At 39.4% G+C, this 17,881-nt stretch carries 15 protein-coding genes; 8 read left to right on the forward strand and 7 right to left on the reverse strand.

Annotation, left to right across the window (positions count from 1 at the left end; all coding sequences use genetic code 11):
- Window positions 1–3: 3 nt before the first annotated feature.
- Together fadA and tusA are read left to right on the forward strand one after the other, a co-directional pair.
- On the forward strand, window positions 4–1,173 hold the full coding sequence (gene fadA, locus ACFI34_RS17180) for an acetyl-CoA C-acyltransferase FadA (RefSeq protein WP_008130791.1): 1,170 nt from the start codon (window positions 4–6) through the stop codon (window positions 1,171–1,173).
- Window positions 1,174–1,463: 290 nt separating this feature from the next.
- Complete coding sequence (gene tusA / locus ACFI34_RS17185; protein WP_039038507.1) at window positions 1,464–1,703, forward strand: sulfurtransferase TusA; 240 nt, start codon at window positions 1,464–1,466, stop codon at window positions 1,701–1,703.
- Window positions 1,704–1,846: 143 nt separating this feature from the next.
- Here tusA and ACFI34_RS17190 read toward each other — a convergent pair whose 3' ends face one another.
- The 7 genes from ACFI34_RS17190 to dnaA form a co-directional block, all read right to left on the reverse strand.
- Entirely contained in the window at window positions 1,847–2,296 is a 450-nt protein-coding gene (locus ACFI34_RS17190) for an early set domain-containing protein (protein WP_006793985.1), read from the reverse strand.
- Between the two features lie 103 nt (window positions 2,297–2,399).
- Complete coding sequence (gene glyS, locus ACFI34_RS17195; protein WP_462674366.1) at window positions 2,400–4,469, reverse strand: glycine--tRNA ligase subunit beta; 2,070 nt, start codon at window positions 4,467–4,469, stop codon at window positions 2,400–2,402.
- Window positions 4,470–4,471: 2 nt separating this feature from the next.
- The gene (gene glyQ / locus ACFI34_RS17200) at window positions 4,472–5,374 is read right to left on the reverse strand and encodes a glycine--tRNA ligase subunit alpha (RefSeq protein ID WP_008130780.1); all 903 of its coding nucleotides are present in this window, start codon (window positions 5,372–5,374) and stop codon (window positions 4,472–4,474) included.
- A gap of 142 nt (window positions 5,375–5,516) precedes the next feature.
- Complete coding sequence (gyrB, locus tag ACFI34_RS17205) at window positions 5,517–7,943, reverse strand: DNA topoisomerase (ATP-hydrolyzing) subunit B (protein WP_462674367.1); 2,427 nt, start codon at window positions 7,941–7,943, stop codon at window positions 5,517–5,519.
- A 12-nt stretch (window positions 7,944–7,955) separates the two neighbouring features.
- Window positions 7,956–9,050 carry a DNA replication/repair protein RecF gene (gene recF / locus ACFI34_RS17210; protein ID WP_008130777.1) on the reverse strand — a complete coding sequence of 365 codons (1,095 nt, stop codon included), beginning with the start codon at window positions 9,048–9,050 and terminating at the stop codon, window positions 7,956–7,958.
- A gap of 15 nt (window positions 9,051–9,065) precedes the next feature.
- Entirely contained in the window at window positions 9,066–10,169 is a 1,104-nt protein-coding gene (gene dnaN, locus ACFI34_RS17215; protein ID WP_006793980.1) for a DNA polymerase III subunit beta, read from the reverse strand.
- Between the two features lie 13 nt (window positions 10,170–10,182).
- Window positions 10,183–11,571, reverse strand: coding sequence for a chromosomal replication initiator protein DnaA (dnaA, locus tag ACFI34_RS17220; RefSeq protein WP_010558115.1), 1,389 nt, complete (start codon window positions 11,569–11,571; stop codon window positions 10,183–10,185).
- Window positions 11,572–12,089: 518 nt separating this feature from the next.
- Between dnaA and rpmH the strand changes: the two genes are divergently transcribed.
- The 6 genes from rpmH (at window position 12,090) to mioC (ending at window position 17,590) form a co-directional block, all read left to right on the forward strand.
- On the forward strand, window positions 12,090–12,224 hold the full coding sequence (gene rpmH, locus ACFI34_RS17225; protein ID WP_004335215.1) for a 50S ribosomal protein L34: 135 nt from the start codon (window positions 12,090–12,092) through the stop codon (window positions 12,222–12,224).
- A 7-nt stretch (window positions 12,225–12,231) separates the two neighbouring features.
- The gene (rnpA, locus tag ACFI34_RS17230; protein ID WP_006793978.1) at window positions 12,232–12,657 is read left to right on the forward strand and encodes a ribonuclease P protein component; all 426 of its coding nucleotides are present in this window, start codon (window positions 12,232–12,234) and stop codon (window positions 12,655–12,657) included.
- Between the two features lie 126 nt (window positions 12,658–12,783).
- Window positions 12,784–13,059, forward strand: a complete 276-nt coding sequence (gene yidD / locus ACFI34_RS17235; protein WP_006793977.1) for a membrane protein insertion efficiency factor YidD — start codon at window positions 12,784–12,786, stop codon at window positions 13,057–13,059.
- A gap of 8 nt (window positions 13,060–13,067) precedes the next feature.
- Window positions 13,068–14,702, forward strand: a complete 1,635-nt coding sequence (gene yidC, locus ACFI34_RS17240; protein WP_462674368.1) for a membrane protein insertase YidC — start codon at window positions 13,068–13,070, stop codon at window positions 14,700–14,702.
- A 134-nt stretch (window positions 14,703–14,836) separates the two neighbouring features.
- Window positions 14,837–16,201 (forward strand): tRNA uridine-5-carboxymethylaminomethyl(34) synthesis GTPase MnmE, encoded by a 1,365-nt coding sequence (gene mnmE, locus ACFI34_RS17245; RefSeq protein ID WP_462674369.1) that lies wholly within the window; start codon window positions 14,837–14,839, stop codon window positions 16,199–16,201.
- A gap of 939 nt (window positions 16,202–17,140) precedes the next feature.
- A complete protein-coding gene (mioC, locus tag ACFI34_RS17250) occupies window positions 17,141–17,590 on the forward strand; it encodes an FMN-binding protein MioC (RefSeq protein ID WP_462674370.1) in 450 nt (149 codons plus the stop codon).
- The last annotated feature ends 291 nt before the right edge of the window (window positions 17,591–17,881 follow it).

The raw sequence follows: 17,881 nt of genomic DNA on the forward strand, positions 1-17,881 counted from the left end.
ATCATGAATAATCCAGTAATTGTAGATTGTATCCGCACACCAATGGGTCGCTCAAAAGGTGGCGTATTTAAAAACAAGCGTGCGGAAGACTTAAGCGCTCATTTAATGAAGGGCTTACTAGAACGCAACCCAGCGGTTGATCCAGCATCAATCGACGACATTTATTGGGGTTGTGTACAGCAAACATTAGAGCAAGGCTTTAACGTTGCACGTAACGCATCACTACTTGCGGGTATTCCACACTCAGTACCAGCAACCACAGTTAACCGTTTATGTGGTTCGTCAATGCAAGCATTACACGACGCAGCACGCGCCATTATGACTGGCGCTGGCGACACTTACCTAATTGGTGGTGTTGAGCACATGGGCCATGTTCCTATGACTCACGGTAACGACTTTCACCCAGGCTTAGCAACGTCAATTGCACAAGCGTCTGGCTCTATGGGTTTAACAGCAGAATACCTTGCTACTATTCACGGTATTAGCCGTCAGCAGCAAGATGAATTTGCATACCGTTCGCACCAACGTGCACATGCTGCAACAGTTGAAGGCCGTTTCCGCCGCGAAATTTTAGCAATGGAAGGTCACGCAGCAGATGGTTCTTTAATTTTAGTTGAAGATGACGAAGTAATTCGCCCTGAAACGACGGTTGAAGGTTTATCTCAGCTTCGCCCAGTATTTAACCCAGCTTCGGGTTCTGTTACAGCCGGTACGTCTTCAGCACTTTCTGATGGCGCATCAGCCATGTTAGTAATGAGCGAAGAAAAAGCTAAAGAGCTTGGTTTACCAATTCGTGCACGCATTAAAGCAATGGCAGTTGCCGGTTGCGATCCATCAATCATGGGTTACGGCCCAGTACCAGCAAGTAAAAAAGCACTTGCCCAAGCGGGTATTACTATTGATGACATCGATGTTGCTGAGCTTAACGAAGCCTTCGCAGCGCAATCATTACCAGTACTTAAAGACTTAGGTTTAGCTGATGTGGTTGACGAAAAAGTTAACTTGAATGGCGGCGCTATCGCACTGGGTCACCCTCTGGGTTGTTCTGGTTCGCGTATTAGCACCTCGCTAATTCACTTAATGGAAGATAAAAATGCTAAGTACGGTTTAGCGACTATGTGTATTGGTTTAGGCCAAGGTATCGCAACTGTATTTGAGCGTGTTCAAGACTAATACTCTTAACACGTAAACCATCTTGGTGAGTAAAAAGGCGCACTGACGAAAGTTAGTTCGCCTTTTTTATTTGCCAAATTTTAAGGCGCTATACTAACGCAATTTAGATTTGTGTTGTTGTGATCGGGTTTATAATTTAATGTTTATGTATATAAACTTAAATGAAAACTGATCCAGATCTAAGTAAATTAGTTAATTTATACTTAAAATTACGCTAAACTTTGGCGCAACAAAAAATCTGACTACTCGTAAAGTCACGGATTTGAAAACTATTTACAGGCATACGCACTATGAATTTTGATAACCCCGATCACCAATTAGATGCCATTGGCCTTCGCTGCCCCGAGCCTGTAATGATGGTACGTGCTGCTATTCGTAAAATGAACGACGGTGAAACACTGTTAATAACCGCTGATGACCCATCAACCACTCGCGACATCCCCAGCTTTTGTGTATTTATGGATCACACGCTGGTGGCTAAAGATGCAGAGGAAGCACCGTATAGGTATGTGGTGAAGAAAGGGTTGTAAAGTTCTCAGTTCTCAGTTCTCAGTTCTCAGTTCTCAGTTCTCAGTTCTCAGTTCTCAGTTTCAAAATAGAAACCGTGCTCGTTAAATCAAGTACGGTTTTTTACTTCTCTTTACGCTAAAAACTGACAACTATAAACATTCTGCTATTTCTTAGTAATAGTCACTTTTGGCTCATCATAGTCACTAAAATCAATGCTTACTATGTATGTGCCTTTTATCGCAGGTGTGTAACTAAAGTAATTATAAATAGTATTACAGTCTGCCGTTGCTGCTTGCCCAAGTGTTAAACTTTGACCTTGTGGGAATGAGTCGCTGTAACCACAGTTAAAGCCTTCACTAAAATCGGCATCGGCAATTTTGAATTCGTACACTTTACCTGGCGTGCTAAATTTTACCTGTGCTTGATACAGTGCTGGGCCAACTAAGTTAAATTGGTACTGGGGCTCTGCGTCCCATAAAGTAAAATCGCCTCGCAGGTACATGGTGCGGTCGAGTTCTTTTTGTGGCAATACATCGTTAATTGATATTTGGCTTGAACATGCACTGAGTAACCCAGCAATAGCGAGTGGTATTATTTTTTTTATTGAAATCATCAATTTTTATCCTATTCATTATACCTATTAGCTTAATTAAGTTAGGTAGGTATTAAAACTAAAAAGCCAGCGTTATGCTGGCTTTTTAAATTGCTAATGGTTGTTATTTTTGTAAAACAGAAATATCTGCAATATCTAAAAATAAACTACTTAACTGACTTAATAGCGCAAGGCGATTTTGCTTAACAGCTTCATCGTCGGCCATAACCATTACGTTGTCAAAAAAGTTATCAACACTTTCACGAATGCCTGCCAATTGGCTAAGCGCTTCTTGGTAGTTTCCATCGGCATAAAGTGGTGCAAGCTCAGTTGCAAATTTTGCCACTTGTGATGCCAATACTTTTTCAGCGTCGTCGCTTAATAAGCTCTCATCAACATTACCTTGGCTTGTGATGTCGTTTTTAGCAAGAATGTTACTTACACGCTTATTAGCGGCTGCAAGGGCTTCTGCTGCGTCTAAAGTACGGAAGTGGCTTACGGCTTTAACACGACGGTCAAAATCAACTGGTTTAGTTGGACGACGTGCTAGCACAGCTTGAATAACGTCTACTTCAATACCTTCGTCTTGATACCATGCACGGAAACGTCCTAGCATAAATTCAAATACGTCGGTTGATACATTCAGGTTAGTAAGCTTTTCGCCAAACAGTGTTTGTGCTTTTGCTACTAGGTCTAAAATATCAAGAGGTAACTCTTTTTCTACCATAATACGCAGTGCACCAATAGCAGCACGACGAAGTGCAAATGGGTCTTTATCACCTTTTGGTGCTTGGCCTATACCAAAAATACCCACCAGCGTATCAAACTTATCTGCAATGGCTACTGCACAACTAATTAGGTTTGTAGGTAAGTTGTCGCCTGCAAAGCGTGGCATGTATTGCTCGTTTTGTGCAAGCGCTACATCTTCTGCTTCACCGTCAAAGCGAGCGTAATGCATTCCCATTACACCTTGTACATCGGTAAATTCCATTACCATTTCGGTCATTAAGTCTGTTTTACTTAATAGGCCTGCACGTTTTGCTAAGTCTTTATCTGCGCCTAATTGCTCAGCAATATACCCTGCAAGTTCGCTAATACGCTCAGACTTATCTTTAAGCGTACCTAACTGCTTTTGGAATAAAACGGTATCAAGCGATTCTAAACGGCTTTCTAATGTTTTCTTTTTGTCGGTCTCAAAGAAGAACTGTGCATCAGCCAAACGTGGGCGTACAACTTTTTCGTTACCAGAAATTACTACGCTTGGATCTTTACTCTCGATGTTAGATACAAACAAAAACTTATTTAAAAGCTTGCCGTTTTGATCTAATAGCGGGAAGTATTTTTGATCGTCCTTCATGGTGTAAATTAGCGCTTCGGCTGGTACATCTAAAAATGCTTCTTCAAATGTTGCCGTTAAAGTAACTGGCCACTCTACCAGTGATGTTACTTCTTCTAGTAAATCTTCATCCATTGCAACAACAGCGTTAACTGCGCTTGCAGCTTCTTCTATTTGTGCACGTATTTGCGCTTTACGTTGTTCGTAATCAGCAATAACGTAAGCAGATTTAAGTACATCAAAAACCTCATCAGCATGGTTAATGCTAATTTTTTCTGGGTGATGAAAACGGTGACCTTGAAGTTGGTTACTTACTTGCTTACCAAGAATTTCACCTTCTAGCAATTCGCTACCAAATAAAATAGTGACGGTATGAACTGGGCGAATAAATTGTGTTTTATTCGCACCCCAGCGCATTGGCTTTGGTATTGGTAATTTACTTAACGCTTTTGCGATAGCATCTGCCATTAGCGTTTTAGTGTCTTGCCCTGCTACTTTAGCAATGTGCAATAACCATGCGCCTTTATCCGTTTCAAGTGTTTGTGCTTCACTTACCTCAATACCACAACCGCGTGCCCAACCCATTGCTGCTTTTGTAGGGTTACCTTCGCTATCGAACGCGGCTTTTGTTGCTGGTCCGCGCTTTTCTACTTCTTTGTCCTGTTGTTTAGCTTCAAGTGCTTTTACTTGCAAACCTAAACGTCGAGGCGATGCATACCAGCTTACGCCTTGATGTGCTAATTCTAGCGATTCTAACTCTTGAGTTAAATTTGCAGCAAATGCCTCGGCAAGTTTACGCAACGACTTTGGTGGCAACTCTTCAGTGCCAATTTCTACTAATAAATTTTGTGCTGTCATGCTTACTTATCCTTACACAGCGGGAAACCAAGCGCTTCGCGTGCATCGTAATAACTTTGTGCACACGCTTTTGATAACGCACGAACACGTAAAATATAACGCTGACGTTCTGTTACCGATATAGCATGGCGCGCATCTAATAGGTTAAATGCATGCGATGCTTTCATCACTTGCTCGTAGGCAGGAAGTGGTAAATTTGCTTCAATTAACTTTTGGCTCTCAGCTTCACACTTATCAAACTGCGCAAACAAGTCTTCTACGTTTGCATGTTCAAAGTTGTATGTAGATTGCTCTACTTCATTTTGATGAAATACATCACCGTATGTTACACGCCCTAGTGGACCGTCTGCCCATACTAGGTCGTAAATACTGTCTACGCCTTGAATATACATCGCTAAACGCTCTAAGCCGTAAGTAATTTCACCTGTTACTGGTGAGCACTCCAATCCGCCTACTTGTTGGAAGTAGGTAAACTGCGTTACCTCCATACCGTTTAACCAAATTTCCCACCCTAAGCCCCATGCGCCAAGCGTTGGTGATTCCCAGTTATCTTCAACAAAGCGTACTTCGTGAGTTAGGGTATCAATACCCATTGCTTCTAGTGAGCCTAAGTAAAGCTCTTGAATGTTATCTGGTGATGGCTTTAAGACTACCTGAAATTGGTAGTAATGTTGTAAGCGGTTTGGGTTTTCACCATAGCGGCCATCCGTAGGACGGCGACACGGTTGTACGTATGCGCTAGACATTGGCTCAGGGCCAATCGATTTCAAAAATGTTTGCGGGTGAAATGTCCCTGCGCCCACTTCCATATCAAGTGGTTGAATAATGACACAGCCTTGCTGCGCCCAATAATCCTGTAAAGCCAGGATCAAACCTTGGAAGGTTTTTACGTCGTATTTTTGCATATTTGGCTTTTTACTATCTAAGAAGTAGCGTGAAAATTATCCTTAGTATACCGTGTGTACACTCAGGTTTTAAGCAGTTTGTGTATTTGTAGAAAATAAAAAAGGAGCCGTTAGGCTCCCTTTTAATTATTTAAATATGTTTTTACACATCGAGGTTAACTACGCGTAGCGCGTTAGTTTCAATAAACTCACGACGTGGCTCTACCTGATCACCCATAAGCGTTGCAAATAACTGATCCGCGCCTACAGCGTCTTCAATGGTTACTTGTAACATACGGCGCGCGCCTGGATCCATAGTTGTTTCCCACAGTTGATCAGGGTTCATCTCACCCAATCCTTTGTAGCGTTGAATATAGATCCCACGCTTAGATTCAGTGATCAACCATTCCAAAGCTTCCACAAAGTTATCAACAGGTTTTGTTTTCTCACCGCGTTGAATATAAGCACCTTCTGTAATGATATTTGCAATGTTAACACCAGTCACAGCAATACGTTGGTAGTCACGTGATGTAATGAAGTCGTAGCTTAATACATGAGACTTATCTACACCGTGTTGACGAATATTCACAACAGGATAGTACAAGTTGCGCTCTGCATCATACTGAGTTGCAGCGTTGAAAATAGTGGCATCTTCATCACGGTCAACTAAATCGTCAACAAGCTCTTTTGTCCACGCAATTACTTTAGCTTCGTCTTCAAGGTCTTCTTTTGTTAATTCGCTTTGGTAAATTAAACGTTCCATTACCGTGTTAGGGTATTTACGTTTTAAGCGCTCGATTACTTTAACTGTATTTTGGTAATCGTGAACTATTTTCTCTAATGCTTCACCTTCAAGCGCTGATGCATCGGCACTTGTGTATAAAGCTGCATTATTAAGTGCAAGCGATGTTAAGTACTCAACAAGTGCTGGGTCATCTTTAATATAGCGCTCTTGCTTACCTTTTTTCACTTTATAAAGTGGTGGTTGAGCAATATAAATATATCCGCGCTCTACAATTTCCGGCATTTGACGATAGAAGAACGTTAGCAATAAAGTACGAATGTGAGAACCATCCACGTCCGCATCGGTCATGATGATAATACGGTGATAACGTAGTTTTTCAGGGTTATATTCGTCACGACCAATACCACAACCTAATGCAGTAATTAGTGTTGCAACTTCTTGTGAAGACAGCATTTTATCAAAACGTGCTTTTTCTACGTTTAGAATTTTACCTTTAAGCGGAAGAATCGCCTGATTCTTACGGTTACGACCCTGCTTGGCTGAACCGCCAGCAGAGTCCCCTTCCACTATGTAAAGTTCTGATTGTGCAGGATCTTTTTCCTGACAATCGGCTAATTTACCCGGCAAACCGGCAAGATCCATAGCGCCTTTACGACGTGTCATTTCACGGGCTTTACGTGCAGCTTCACGCGCACGTGATGCATCTATAATTTTCCCAACAACAATTTTAGCATCTACAGGGTTTTCTAATAAAAACTCAGTGAACTTTTCAGCCATTGCTTGTTCTACTGCAGACTTAACTTCGCTAGATACTAGCTTGTCTTTTGTTTGAGAAGAGAACTTAGGATCAGGAACTTTAACACTAATAACTGCAGTCAAACCTTCACGCGCATCGTCACCGGTTGCGTTACTGGTTGTTTTTGCTTTCTTGTTAAAGCCTTCTTTCTCCATAAAATTATTAAGTGTACGTGTTAGCGCAGACCTAAAACCTGCTAAGTGAGTACCACCATCACGTTGTGGAATGTTATTTGTAAAACAGTAAATGTTTTCTTGATATGCGTCATTCCATTGCATCGATACTTCAACACTAATTCCGTCTTCTACACGCTCATGTGTAAAGTGGAAAATGCCTTTATGAATAGGTGTTTTGTTTCGGTTAATGTATTCAACAAATGCCTGAATACCACCTTCGTATTTAAAGTGGTCACTTTTATTTTCTTCACGCTCATCATTTAAAATGATGCTAACGCCCGAGTTAAGGAACGACAGTTCACGTAGGCGTTTTGCTAAAATATCGTAATGAAAATCTAAATTAGTGAATGTTTCTGCACTTGGCCAAAAACGTAGTTCCGTACCCGTTGTTTCAGACTCTCCAATAACAGCGAGTGGCGCATCTGGCACACCCATAGTGTAAAACTGCTCATGAAGTTTACCTTCTCGACGCACGGTTAGTTTTAACTTTTCTGAAAGTGCGTTTACAACCGAAACACCCACACCATGTAAGCCGCCTGATACCTTATAAGAGTTATCATCAAACTTACCACCAGCGTGAAGTACCGTCATGATTACTTCGGCAGCCGAAACGCCTTCTTCTTCATGGATAGATACTGGGATACCACGGCCGTTATCTCTAACCGAAACAGAGCCATCTAAGTGAATCGTTACAAAAATATCATCACAATGACCAGCAAGGGCTTCGTCTATTGAGTTATCAACGACCTCAAACACCATGTGGTGTAAGCCTGTGCCATCATCGGTGTCCCCTATATACATCCCAGGACGCTTTCTTACTGCGTCTAATCCTTTAAGTACTTTAATACTCGACGAGTCATAATTCTCAGACATGGTTAATCCCACTTATCTTGTTATTAGGTTGCCATGTTTCACGTGGAACATTTTTAGTTCTCGTTGCATGGGTTCCACCACAGCAGAAATACTCTCAGATAAAATTGAAGAGATAAATATTTGAGAACTGCAGTGAGACAATAGTTGCCCAACTTTCTCTTTTGTATCTTCGCCTAACTCTGAGGGTAAATCATCTATTAGCAATATAGATTGCTTATCGGTCTCTGACTCAATTAAGCTATTTTGCGTTACTTTTAACGCATACAATAATAACTTTAACTGCCCGCGTGAGAACGTATTCTCTACACTATTGCCAGCGACACTGAAACTAAAGTCGGCCTTATGTGGGCCTTTACTTGTAAATCCTTGGCGAGCATCTCGCTCAAAGTTTTGCTCTAACGCATCTGCAAGAGATTCATTCTCTTTCCAGCCTGCATTAAACGTCATCTCTAAATCGCGTATAAGCGTTAATTCTGAACACATTTTATCAAAAAATTGCTGCTTAAACCTACTTATATACGCCAATCTTAATTTATTTATTTCTTCAGCCAGTCTAACAAATTCTTTGTCCCAAAACTTAATTTGGTCAAAATAATTCTTAGGCTTAGATTTTAGTAAAGCATTACGCTGTTTTAATACTTTATTAAACGATTGCCACAGGTAAAAAAACTCATGTTCCACGTGGAACAATCCTAAATCTAAAAACTTTCTGCGCTCTTTTGGCCCACCAAAAAACAATGAGTAGCTTTCAGGCGTTATTATTTGAACAGGCATAAGCTGTGCGAGTTCAGATATTTTCCGGCTCGCTTTACCTTGAATCTTTAAATTAGTTTCACCTAACCGCGTCTTACTGATACCAATAGGAATTGATAAATCATGCACCGTTTTTCGGCCATGAATTACAAATTGCTCTTGCTGGTGTGCAATTATGCTTTTATGTTTTGGTGTTCGAAAAGACTTGCCGTGAGAAAGGTAATAAATAGCTTCTAAAAGACTGGTTTTCCCGCTGCCATTTTCACCATATATAATGTTAACGCCATTAACAGGTTCTAGCGTCAGGGCCTCAATATTACGAAAATATTTGAGGCTCAAATGACTTAAGCTCATTATATGTTTATGATCTTATAAACGCATAGGCATAACAACATACATAGCTTCATCATCACCAGCGCCTTCTATTAAAGCACTGCTGTTTGAATCTGCTAACGTAAACTGTACATCTTCGGTTTTTAATGTGTTTAATACATCTAAAACATACGAAACATTAAAACCAATTTCTAATTCATCACCTTGGTAATTTACTTCAACAACCTCTTCAGCTTGTTCTTGCTCTGGATTGTTAGCAGTTATTTTTAATAAACCATTTGATAAATTTAAGCGTACACCACGAAACTTCTCGTTCGATAAAATCGACACTCGCTGAAACGCATTTCGCAACCATTCACGGTTCGCAATAATTGTTTTATCACCGCCTCGTGGAAGTACACGACGGTAATCAGGAAAACGCCCATCAACAAGTTTACTTGTAAATGTAAACTCAATATCAATAATACGAATGTGGTTAGCACCAAATTGAATAGTGACTAGCTCATCGTCGGCAACCATAAGGCGCATGATTTCTTGCACACCTTTACGTGGAATAATTAATTGGCGTTGAGTATTAAGTGATTGAGTAAGTTTTTTCTGTGCAATCGCCAGGCGGTGCCCGTCGGTAGCCACAGTTTTAATATCGCTGTTATCAACTTCAAACGACATACCGTTTAAGTAATAACGCACATCTTGGTTTGCCATTGAAAAGTGCGTGCTTTCAAGTAATTTACGAAGCTCTAAACGCGTTAGTTGAAATTCAACTTCACCATCCCATTCTTCTAAATTGGGGAAGTCAGCCGCTGATAACGTTGTGAGTGAAAAACGACTTTTACCACTGGTTAATAACAACTGGTGGTCTTGTAAGCTTAACGTAATGTCTGAACCTTCGGGTAGACTTTTACAAATATCGAGTAACTTTTTAGCTGGTAAAGTTAATTTTGTATCGGCAATATCATCACCAACAAAAACACCAGACACTAATTCAATTTCAAGGTCGGTCCCTGTCATCGAAAGCTGTCCGTTTTCTACTACTAACAAAACGTTAGATAAAATTGGTAACGTATGCTTACGCTCAATTGCGCCCGACACTTGAACCAATGGCTTTAAAAATTGTTGTCTTGATATTGTTATTTGCATAAAAAAGTCAGCCCTAAGATGACAATGTTCTTATTAAATTTTGATAATCTTCTTTAATTTCGTGACTTTCATCACGTAACGATTTTATTTTACGACACGCATGTAAAACCGTTGTATGGTCACGACCACCAAACGCGTCACCAATCTCAGGTAAGCTGTGATTGGTTAATTCTTTAGACAGCGCCATAGCAACCTGACGCGGCCTTGCTATAGAGCGGCTTCGGCGTTTAGAAAGTAAATCCGAGACACGAATTCGATAATACTCAGCCACTGTACGCTGTATATTATCGATTGTGACAAGCTTATCTTGCAGTGCCAATAAGTCACGCAATGCTTCTTTTACAAAGTCGATAGAAATAGGACGCCCAGTGAAGTTTGCATTTGCAATTACACGGTTAAGTGCGCCTTCAAGTTCACGTACATTTGAACGTAATTTTTTTGCAATGAAAAAAGCCACTTCATGAGGTAAATTTATTTTACTCTGCTGCGCCTTTTTCATCAAAATAGCTACACGTGTTTCAAGCTCTGGTGGCTCAATAGCAATTGTTAATCCCCAACCAAAACGAGACTTAAGCCTGTCTTCTACCCCTTCAATTTCTTTAGGGTAACGGTCAGAAGTTAAAATAATTTGTTGATTACCTTCAAGCAACGCATTAAAGGTATGAAAAAACTCTTCTTGAGAACGTTCTTTATTGGCAAAAAATTGAATGTCATCAATCATTAATGCATCAACACTACGGTAATAACGTTTAAATTCTTCTATTGCATTATTTTGTAGTGCTTTAACCATATCTTGTACAAAACGCTCTGAATGCATATACACAATTTTAGCATCAGGCTTATTTGCCATAATGCCATTACCTACAGCATGGAGTAAGTGCGTTTTACCTAAGCCCGTACCACCGTATATAAATACAGGGTTAAATGCAGAGCCAGGGTTATCGGCCACTTGAGTTGCAGCCGCTTTTGCTAATTGGTTAGATTTACCCTCAACAAAACTATCAAAGGTGTAGTTTTCTTTAATATTTGATTTATAGCCCGATTTAGGTGCGGGTTCAACAACCGGTTTTTGCTCACGCGGCTGTTGCTTTGCTGATGCTTGAATACTGGGCGCAGGCTGTGTTTCTGTAGCAGGTGCAACCTGTGTATTTAAAAGTGGTTTGCTACCTACATCAAAACGAAGTTCCGGTGCTTCGTCACCACAAATCTCGACGAGTAGCTCGTTAATGCGGTTAAGGTATTTTTCTCTCACCCAATCAAGCACAAAGCGATTAGGTGCATAAATAGTCAGAGTATCTTCGGTACTTTCTGCTTGAAGTGGTCTTACCCACATACTGAACTGCTGCGAAGGCAATTCATCTTGCAATACATATAAACAACTTTGCCAAACCGACAGATACACAGTTAAACTCCCAGAGATATAATTTTTATTCCCGCACATCAAAAATGGTTAAAAACCATGCATTTATTGCGTTTAAATAGCCAAATAAGCGGCCCAAGACCAAGTATTATGAAGGCACTTTATCCACAAGTAAAAGGCTGATTTTTATAAAATTATGTATAACGACATGAAAAAAAGCTAACAACCTGATTTAATTGAATTTTTAATTATTAGCCTGAGAACAGATCATAACAAAATAACACCAAGATCGCGAACCAATTTTACGATCCAATTTACTTTTCCCCCGCTTTTATTCACTTTTTATACAAGGGCTGTGGAAAACTTCTTATTTATGATGATCCTACTAGATCGCGCTTTACGATCACTAACTGCCTGCTTAATAAACACGGTGCTTAACGCGTAATTATGATTGACTTTAGGTCGTTTCATCTATAATATCTCGCGCTCGCAATGGCACCTGTGCCAGGATCGCGACCTGCATAGGATGTTTTAACTTTAACCGATCGGATGAGATTGTTATGAAAAGAACTTTTCAACCTAGCGTTTTAAAACGCAAACGTGCACACGGTTTCCGTGCTCGCATGGCAACTGTAAATGGCCGTAAAGTATTAGCACGTCGCCGCGCTAAAGGCCGCAAAGTTCTTTCTGCTTAATTTATAAGTGGAAGACTTTAGCTTTGGCAGGGAGTTACGTCTGTTAACTCCCTCGCATTACTCTCGTATATTTAACGAACCCGCTCGGGCTGCAACTCCTTACTTTACTCTATTAGCTAAACCCAATGACCAAGAAAAACCTAGGTTAGGACTTACTGTTGCTAAAAAACGTGTAAAAAAGGCATGCCAACGAAACCGTATTAAACGTCTTGCTCGCGAAAGTTTTCGTTTAAATCAACACAACATCGATAACATTGATATTGTGCTTATGGTTAAAAATGGCATTGACGAGCAGTCTAATGAAGAATTAACCAAGCAACTGACCAAGTTATGGCGAAAAATCAACGAACGCTGTAAACCAGGTGCGCCTAAGCCTCCACCCTTTAAGAAACGCCCAAACAAATCAGCTAAATCTAATAAACAAACCCAATAGCAATAGAATTACAGGGTTAATTAATGTATCTTTAGCTCACCTTTTAATCATGCATTTAAAATTTCCAATAGAGCCTTTAAATACATGATATCTATCTCACTAAATTTAACTAGGGGCATAAACATCATGAGGTTACTCAAACCACTTGTTGCTTTACCGACATTATGTTTAGTGTTATTGATCCGCGGTTATCAAAAGTGGATTAGCCCGCTATTAGGTCCGCATTGTCGTTTTAATCCAAGCTGCTCACATTACGCAATTCAAGCAATAAAATTGCATGGATTGATAAAAGGAAGTTGGTTAGCATTAAAACGCATATTAAAATGCCATCCTTTACATTCAGGTGGTGATGACCCAGTACCTGAAAAAATAACCCATATTAACCACCAACACGAGAAATAAGAGCTGTTATGGAATCGCAACGCACGTTTTTATTCATTGGCCTAATGCTAGTGTCGTTTTTATTGTTCCAAGAATGGAATAATGATTATAACCAGCCAAAAGTCGATCCAAGTGCCACAACACAAACGCAACAAGCAAATTCAACTGAATCGGATGATTTTATACCTTCATCGTCAGACTCTGGCTTACCGGCTTCAACAACATTAGCTAAACGTTCTGTTATAGAAATAACAACAGACGTGTTTAAAGTTAAAATCGACACCAAAGGTGGCGATATCGTTGAATCGGACTTACTTCAATACAAAGAAGTGAAAGGCGAAGAAACACCTTTCATGCTGCTGGGTGAATTTGAGGGTAATCAATACTTTTCACAAAGTGGTTTAATTGGTTTAAATGGCCCAGACGCATCTGCAAACGGTCGCCCTACTTACCACAGCGAACAAACGTCTTATACCTTAACAGGTGATGAGTTACGCGTACCGTTACAGTTTACTGATAGCAACGGTGTTAGCTTTACTAAAACGTATGTATTTAAAAAAGGTCAATATGATGTTGGCTTAGAATACACAGTAAACAATACAACCAGTGCCCCTATTCAAGTACAGCTTTACACACAGGTTAAACGCACAGTACAAGAAAAAGGCAGCTTAGTTGATCAAAACTATTTAGGTGCAGCTTACGGTACAGACGAAGAACCGTACGAAAAATACAGCTTTTCTGACATGGCCGACAAAAACCTAAATGAAAGCACGCAAGGTGGTTACATTGCATTTATTCAACATTACTTTGTAAGTGCGTGGGTACCAAAGCAAGACCAAACCAACACCCTTTATAGCTTAATTACAAGCAGTAACGCCGCTATCATTGGTACAAAAGCAGAACCTGTTAATGTTCAAGCCGGTTCAGAGCAAACCATTACTTCTATTTACTACATGGGCCCTAAAGAGTCTGATGTATTAGAAGCGCTTCACCCTGACTTAGACCTAACTGTAGACTACGGCTGGTTATGGTTTATTTCACAGCCACTATTTGTATTACTAAAATGGCTTTACAGTATTCTTGGTAACTGGGGTTTAGCAATTATTGCTATCACTATTATTGTTAAATCATTGATGTACCCGCTAACTAAAGCGCAATACACGTCAATGGCTAAAATGCGTGCCCTTCAACCAAAAATGGCAGCTCTTAAAGAAAAGTATGGTGATGACCGTCAAAAATTCGGTCAAGCTACTATGGAGATGTACAAAAAAGAGAAAGTAAACCCAATGGGTGGTTGTTTCCCTATTTTGCTACAAATGCCTATTTTCTTAGCGTTGTTTTATGTATTTTTAGAATCAACAGAACTTCGCCATGCTGAGTTTATGCTTTGGTTAACTGATTTATCAGCACAAGACCCATACTACGTATTACCAATTTTATTTGGTGCTAGTATGTTTATAACTCAAAAGCTTCAACCTATGACGGTTACCGATCCAATGCAGCAAAAAATGATGACCTTTATGCCGGTTATCTTCTCTGTATTCTTCTTATGGTTCCCATCAGGCTTAGTACTTTACTGGTTAGTATCTAACCTTATTTCAATCGCGCAAATGCTTTATATTTATCGCGGTATGGAAAAGAAAGGAATAAAAGTAAGAGGCTAACTTAGCCCTACTTATTACAAAGGCGACTTAGGTCGCCTTTTTTATTGCCCATTTTTTATCAGAGCATTCGCGAGTGGTAATTTCATAGGTTACAATAGCGCCATAACGTACACATTGTTGGTAAATTAAATAGCATGATCAATCAAGACACAATTGCAGCACAAGCAACCGCACCTGGGCGTGGTGGTGTTGGTATTATTCGGGTTTCTGGCAGCCTTGCCAAAAGCGTTGCTGAACAAGTTATTGGTAAAATACCAAAAGTGAGGTACGCCGATTATGTACCATTTAAAAACTTAAATGGCGATCAACTTGACCAAGGTATTGCCATTTATTTTGCCGGACCTAACTCATTTACTGGTGAAGATGTACTTGAGTTGCAAGGTCATGGTGGCCCAGTTGTGCTTGATATGCTACTTAAAGAAATTAGCAAAATAGAAGGTGTACGTTTAGCAAAACCAGGTGAGTTTTCAGAGCGTGCATTTATGAACGACAAGCTGGATTTAACCCAAGCAGAAGCAATTAGTGACCTAATTAATGCCACCAGTGAACAAGCAGCTAAAAGCGCCTTACAATCACTTCAAGGTGAGTTTTCTAAACACATTGAAACACTGGTTGAAAAAGTAATTCATCTTCGTATGTACGTAGAAGCAGCAATCGACTTTCCAGATGAAGAAATAGACTTTTTGTCAGATGGCAAAGTATCGGGCGATTTAGACGCAATTATAAACCAATTAAACATCGTAACTGACCAAGCTAAACAGGGAAGCATAATGCGCGAAGGTATGCGTGTTGTGATTGCAGGTCGTCCTAACGCGGGTAAATCAAGCTTGCTTAATGCTCTGGCAGGCCGAGAGGCAGCAATCGTAACCGAAATAGCAGGTACCACCCGCGACGTACTGCGCGAACACATTCATATTGATGGAATGCCACTGCATATTATCGATACCGCAGGTCTTCGTGAAAGCCCTGACCGCGTCGAGCAAATAGGTATTGAGCGCGCATGGGATGAAATAAACCAAGCCGACCGCGTTTTATTTATGCTTGATGGCACCGATACTGTAGACACCGATCCACATAAAATTTGGCCAGAATTTATGGCAAAATTACCAAAAGGTATGGGTGTTACAGTGATCAGAAACAAAGCCGATTTGTCGGGTGATGTTGTAGGCTTGGATGAAAACCAACAATACCCGGTCATAAGTTTAAGTGCTAAAAACGCTGAAGGTATAGAGCTTGTACGAGAGCATTTAAAAGCCTGTATAGGTTTTGACGGCGCAACAGAAGGTGGCTTTATGGCTCGTCGCCGTCATTTAGACGCTTTAGAGAGCGCAGCTTATCATTTAGATACGGGTAAAACGCAGCTTGAAATGCATGTTGCGGGTGAAATTTTGGCCGAAGAGCTACGCCTAACGCAGCAATTTTTAAACGAAATAACCGGTGAGTTTACTTCAGACGATCTACTTGGAAAAATATTTAGCTCGTTCTGTATTGGTAAATAAAAGACCTAACAATTAAATAATTAAAAATTAAGGGCGTAAAAACGCCCTTTTTTACTGCCTTAATTAAGCCTTCCTATATCAACATATGGGTATTTTTTAGATAAGCAGAGTGCTATTTTAGGCTCTCATTTTCACTAAATTAGTATCTTTAAATGCTTATTAATGGCCTGCTTTACAAGATATAACCGCCTATTTAGGGTGATATATGTCCTACATACTAATAAGTTAAGCCACTATAATTAACCTTAAAACAAGCTGAAATCACTGTTTTTAATATTTTATTAGCTAAAATTGCAGCCTTAATTGGCTTTATATCAAAAAATAAGGCGATCACTAATCTGTATTGATCGCGCTATCCACCAGCTCAAACATGTAAATGCATGATCGAATATCACAAAAACTTTAAATTTAGTCAGATCAGTTATCCACAATTTCCATTTATTGGACAAAAATCCAAAATTTTTTAACTGAAATACACGTTATTAGTTCTATTTTTAGTAAAAAACGGCCGTTAGAAAAGTATTTTGATATTTATTTAATAAGATCATATTTAATTGATCATTATTTAAAATTATTTTTGATCTAAATAGTCGGTTATCAACACCCTTTATATCCACACAATGATCAACATTACTTTTATATTAAACATTCATCACATTTGGACTTACAGAAGCTTAAAATCAATAACTTACAAAGTTTTAGCGACATAGAGTATAAAGTTAAACAGAACTTCCCCCAATCTTATTAACAGCTTGATCAGAAGATTACATTTAAATATTTTATGTTACAGCCATATAAATCAATAACTTAAAATTATTTTAAACAATGATCTAAAAATTAGCCTAAAAATAGTTATCCAAACCCACACTCTTCTCTTTACTGCAGTTTGTACTCGGCTATCATAGGCAGCAATTAAAACTATTGCGATCATAACTAATCATGAGTTCAGTAAATATTATTGTAGGCAGCCAAATGGGATCGGCCGAGTATGTTGCAGAGCAATTAAGCGATGAGCTAAATAACCAAGGTATTACAACCCAACTCCATGATCAGCCAAAATTTAATGATATAGATCAACACAATACGCTCTGGTTAATATGTACATCTACTTATGGCGCAGGTGATTATCCCGATAATCTTTTAAGCTTTGTAGAACAAGTAGCGCAATCAACTGATTTAAAGCATTTAAAGTTTTCGGTTATTGCATTAGGTGATACCAGCTACGACACATATAACTTAGCAGGGCGCAATATAGAAGCACTACTAAGCGAAAAAGGCGCTATAAAAGTGGCTGAACGGTTAGAGTTAAATATATTAGACGAGTCACTCCCTGAAGACACAGCCCTCGCTTGGTTAGACACTTGGATTACCCAAACAGGTTTAAAATAAAGAGATCAAGTAAAATCTCATATAAAAGTTACTCACAATTTACTAATAATTTAATTAATAATGTGGATAAAGATTGAATAAACTGCATTTTAGAGCATGCTTATCCATGGGATAAGATCTAACTAATCCCCCCCTGTGTATAAAGTGGCTTTTTGATCAGTGCTTATTTGTGGGATGATCCGATCATATTAACACCTTTAGATCTGATCTAATTTAATGTTTTTAAACAAGATCTAAAGCTTATCAACAGAAAACCCGATCAGTAGTAGTAATAGTATTAAAAGATCTCTT

The sequence above is a fragment of the Pseudoalteromonas sp. PSi26 genome (genome assembly GCF_054960575.1).

Excerpts from the sequence above, each read along its gene's own strand:
- fadA (WP_008130791.1), top strand. The coding sequence starts at position 4 with ATGAATAATCCAGTAATTGTAGATTGTATCCGCACACCAATGGGTCGC.
- tusA (WP_039038507.1), top strand. The coding sequence starts at position 1,464 with ATGAATTTTGATAACCCCGATCACCAATTAGATGCCATTGGCCTTCGC.
- ACFI34_RS17190 (WP_006793985.1), bottom strand. The coding sequence starts at position 2,296 with ATGATTTCAATAAAAAAAATAATACCACTCGCTATTGCTGGGTTACTC.
- glyS (WP_462674366.1), bottom strand. The coding sequence starts at position 4,469 with ATGACAGCACAAAATTTATTAGTAGAAATTGGCACTGAAGAGTTGCCA.
- glyQ (WP_008130780.1), bottom strand. The coding sequence starts at position 5,374 with ATGCAAAAATACGACGTAAAAACCTTCCAAGGTTTGATCCTGGCTTTA.
- gyrB (WP_462674367.1), bottom strand. The coding sequence starts at position 7,943 with ATGTCTGAGAATTATGACTCGTCGAGTATTAAAGTACTTAAAGGATTA.
- recF (WP_008130777.1), bottom strand. The coding sequence starts at position 9,050 with ATGAGCTTAAGTCATTTGAGCCTCAAATATTTTCGTAATATTGAGGCC.
- dnaN (WP_006793980.1), bottom strand. The coding sequence starts at position 10,169 with ATGCAAATAACAATATCAAGACAACAATTTTTAAAGCCATTGGTTCAA.
- rpmH (WP_004335215.1), top strand. The coding sequence starts at position 12,090 with ATGAAAAGAACTTTTCAACCTAGCGTTTTAAAACGCAAACGTGCACAC.
- yidD (WP_006793977.1), top strand. The coding sequence starts at position 12,784 with ATGAGGTTACTCAAACCACTTGTTGCTTTACCGACATTATGTTTAGTG.
- yidC (WP_462674368.1), top strand. The coding sequence starts at position 13,068 with ATGGAATCGCAACGCACGTTTTTATTCATTGGCCTAATGCTAGTGTCG.
- mnmE (WP_462674369.1), top strand. The coding sequence starts at position 14,837 with ATGATCAATCAAGACACAATTGCAGCACAAGCAACCGCACCTGGGCGT.
- mioC (WP_462674370.1), top strand. The coding sequence starts at position 17,141 with ATGAGTTCAGTAAATATTATTGTAGGCAGCCAAATGGGATCGGCCGAG.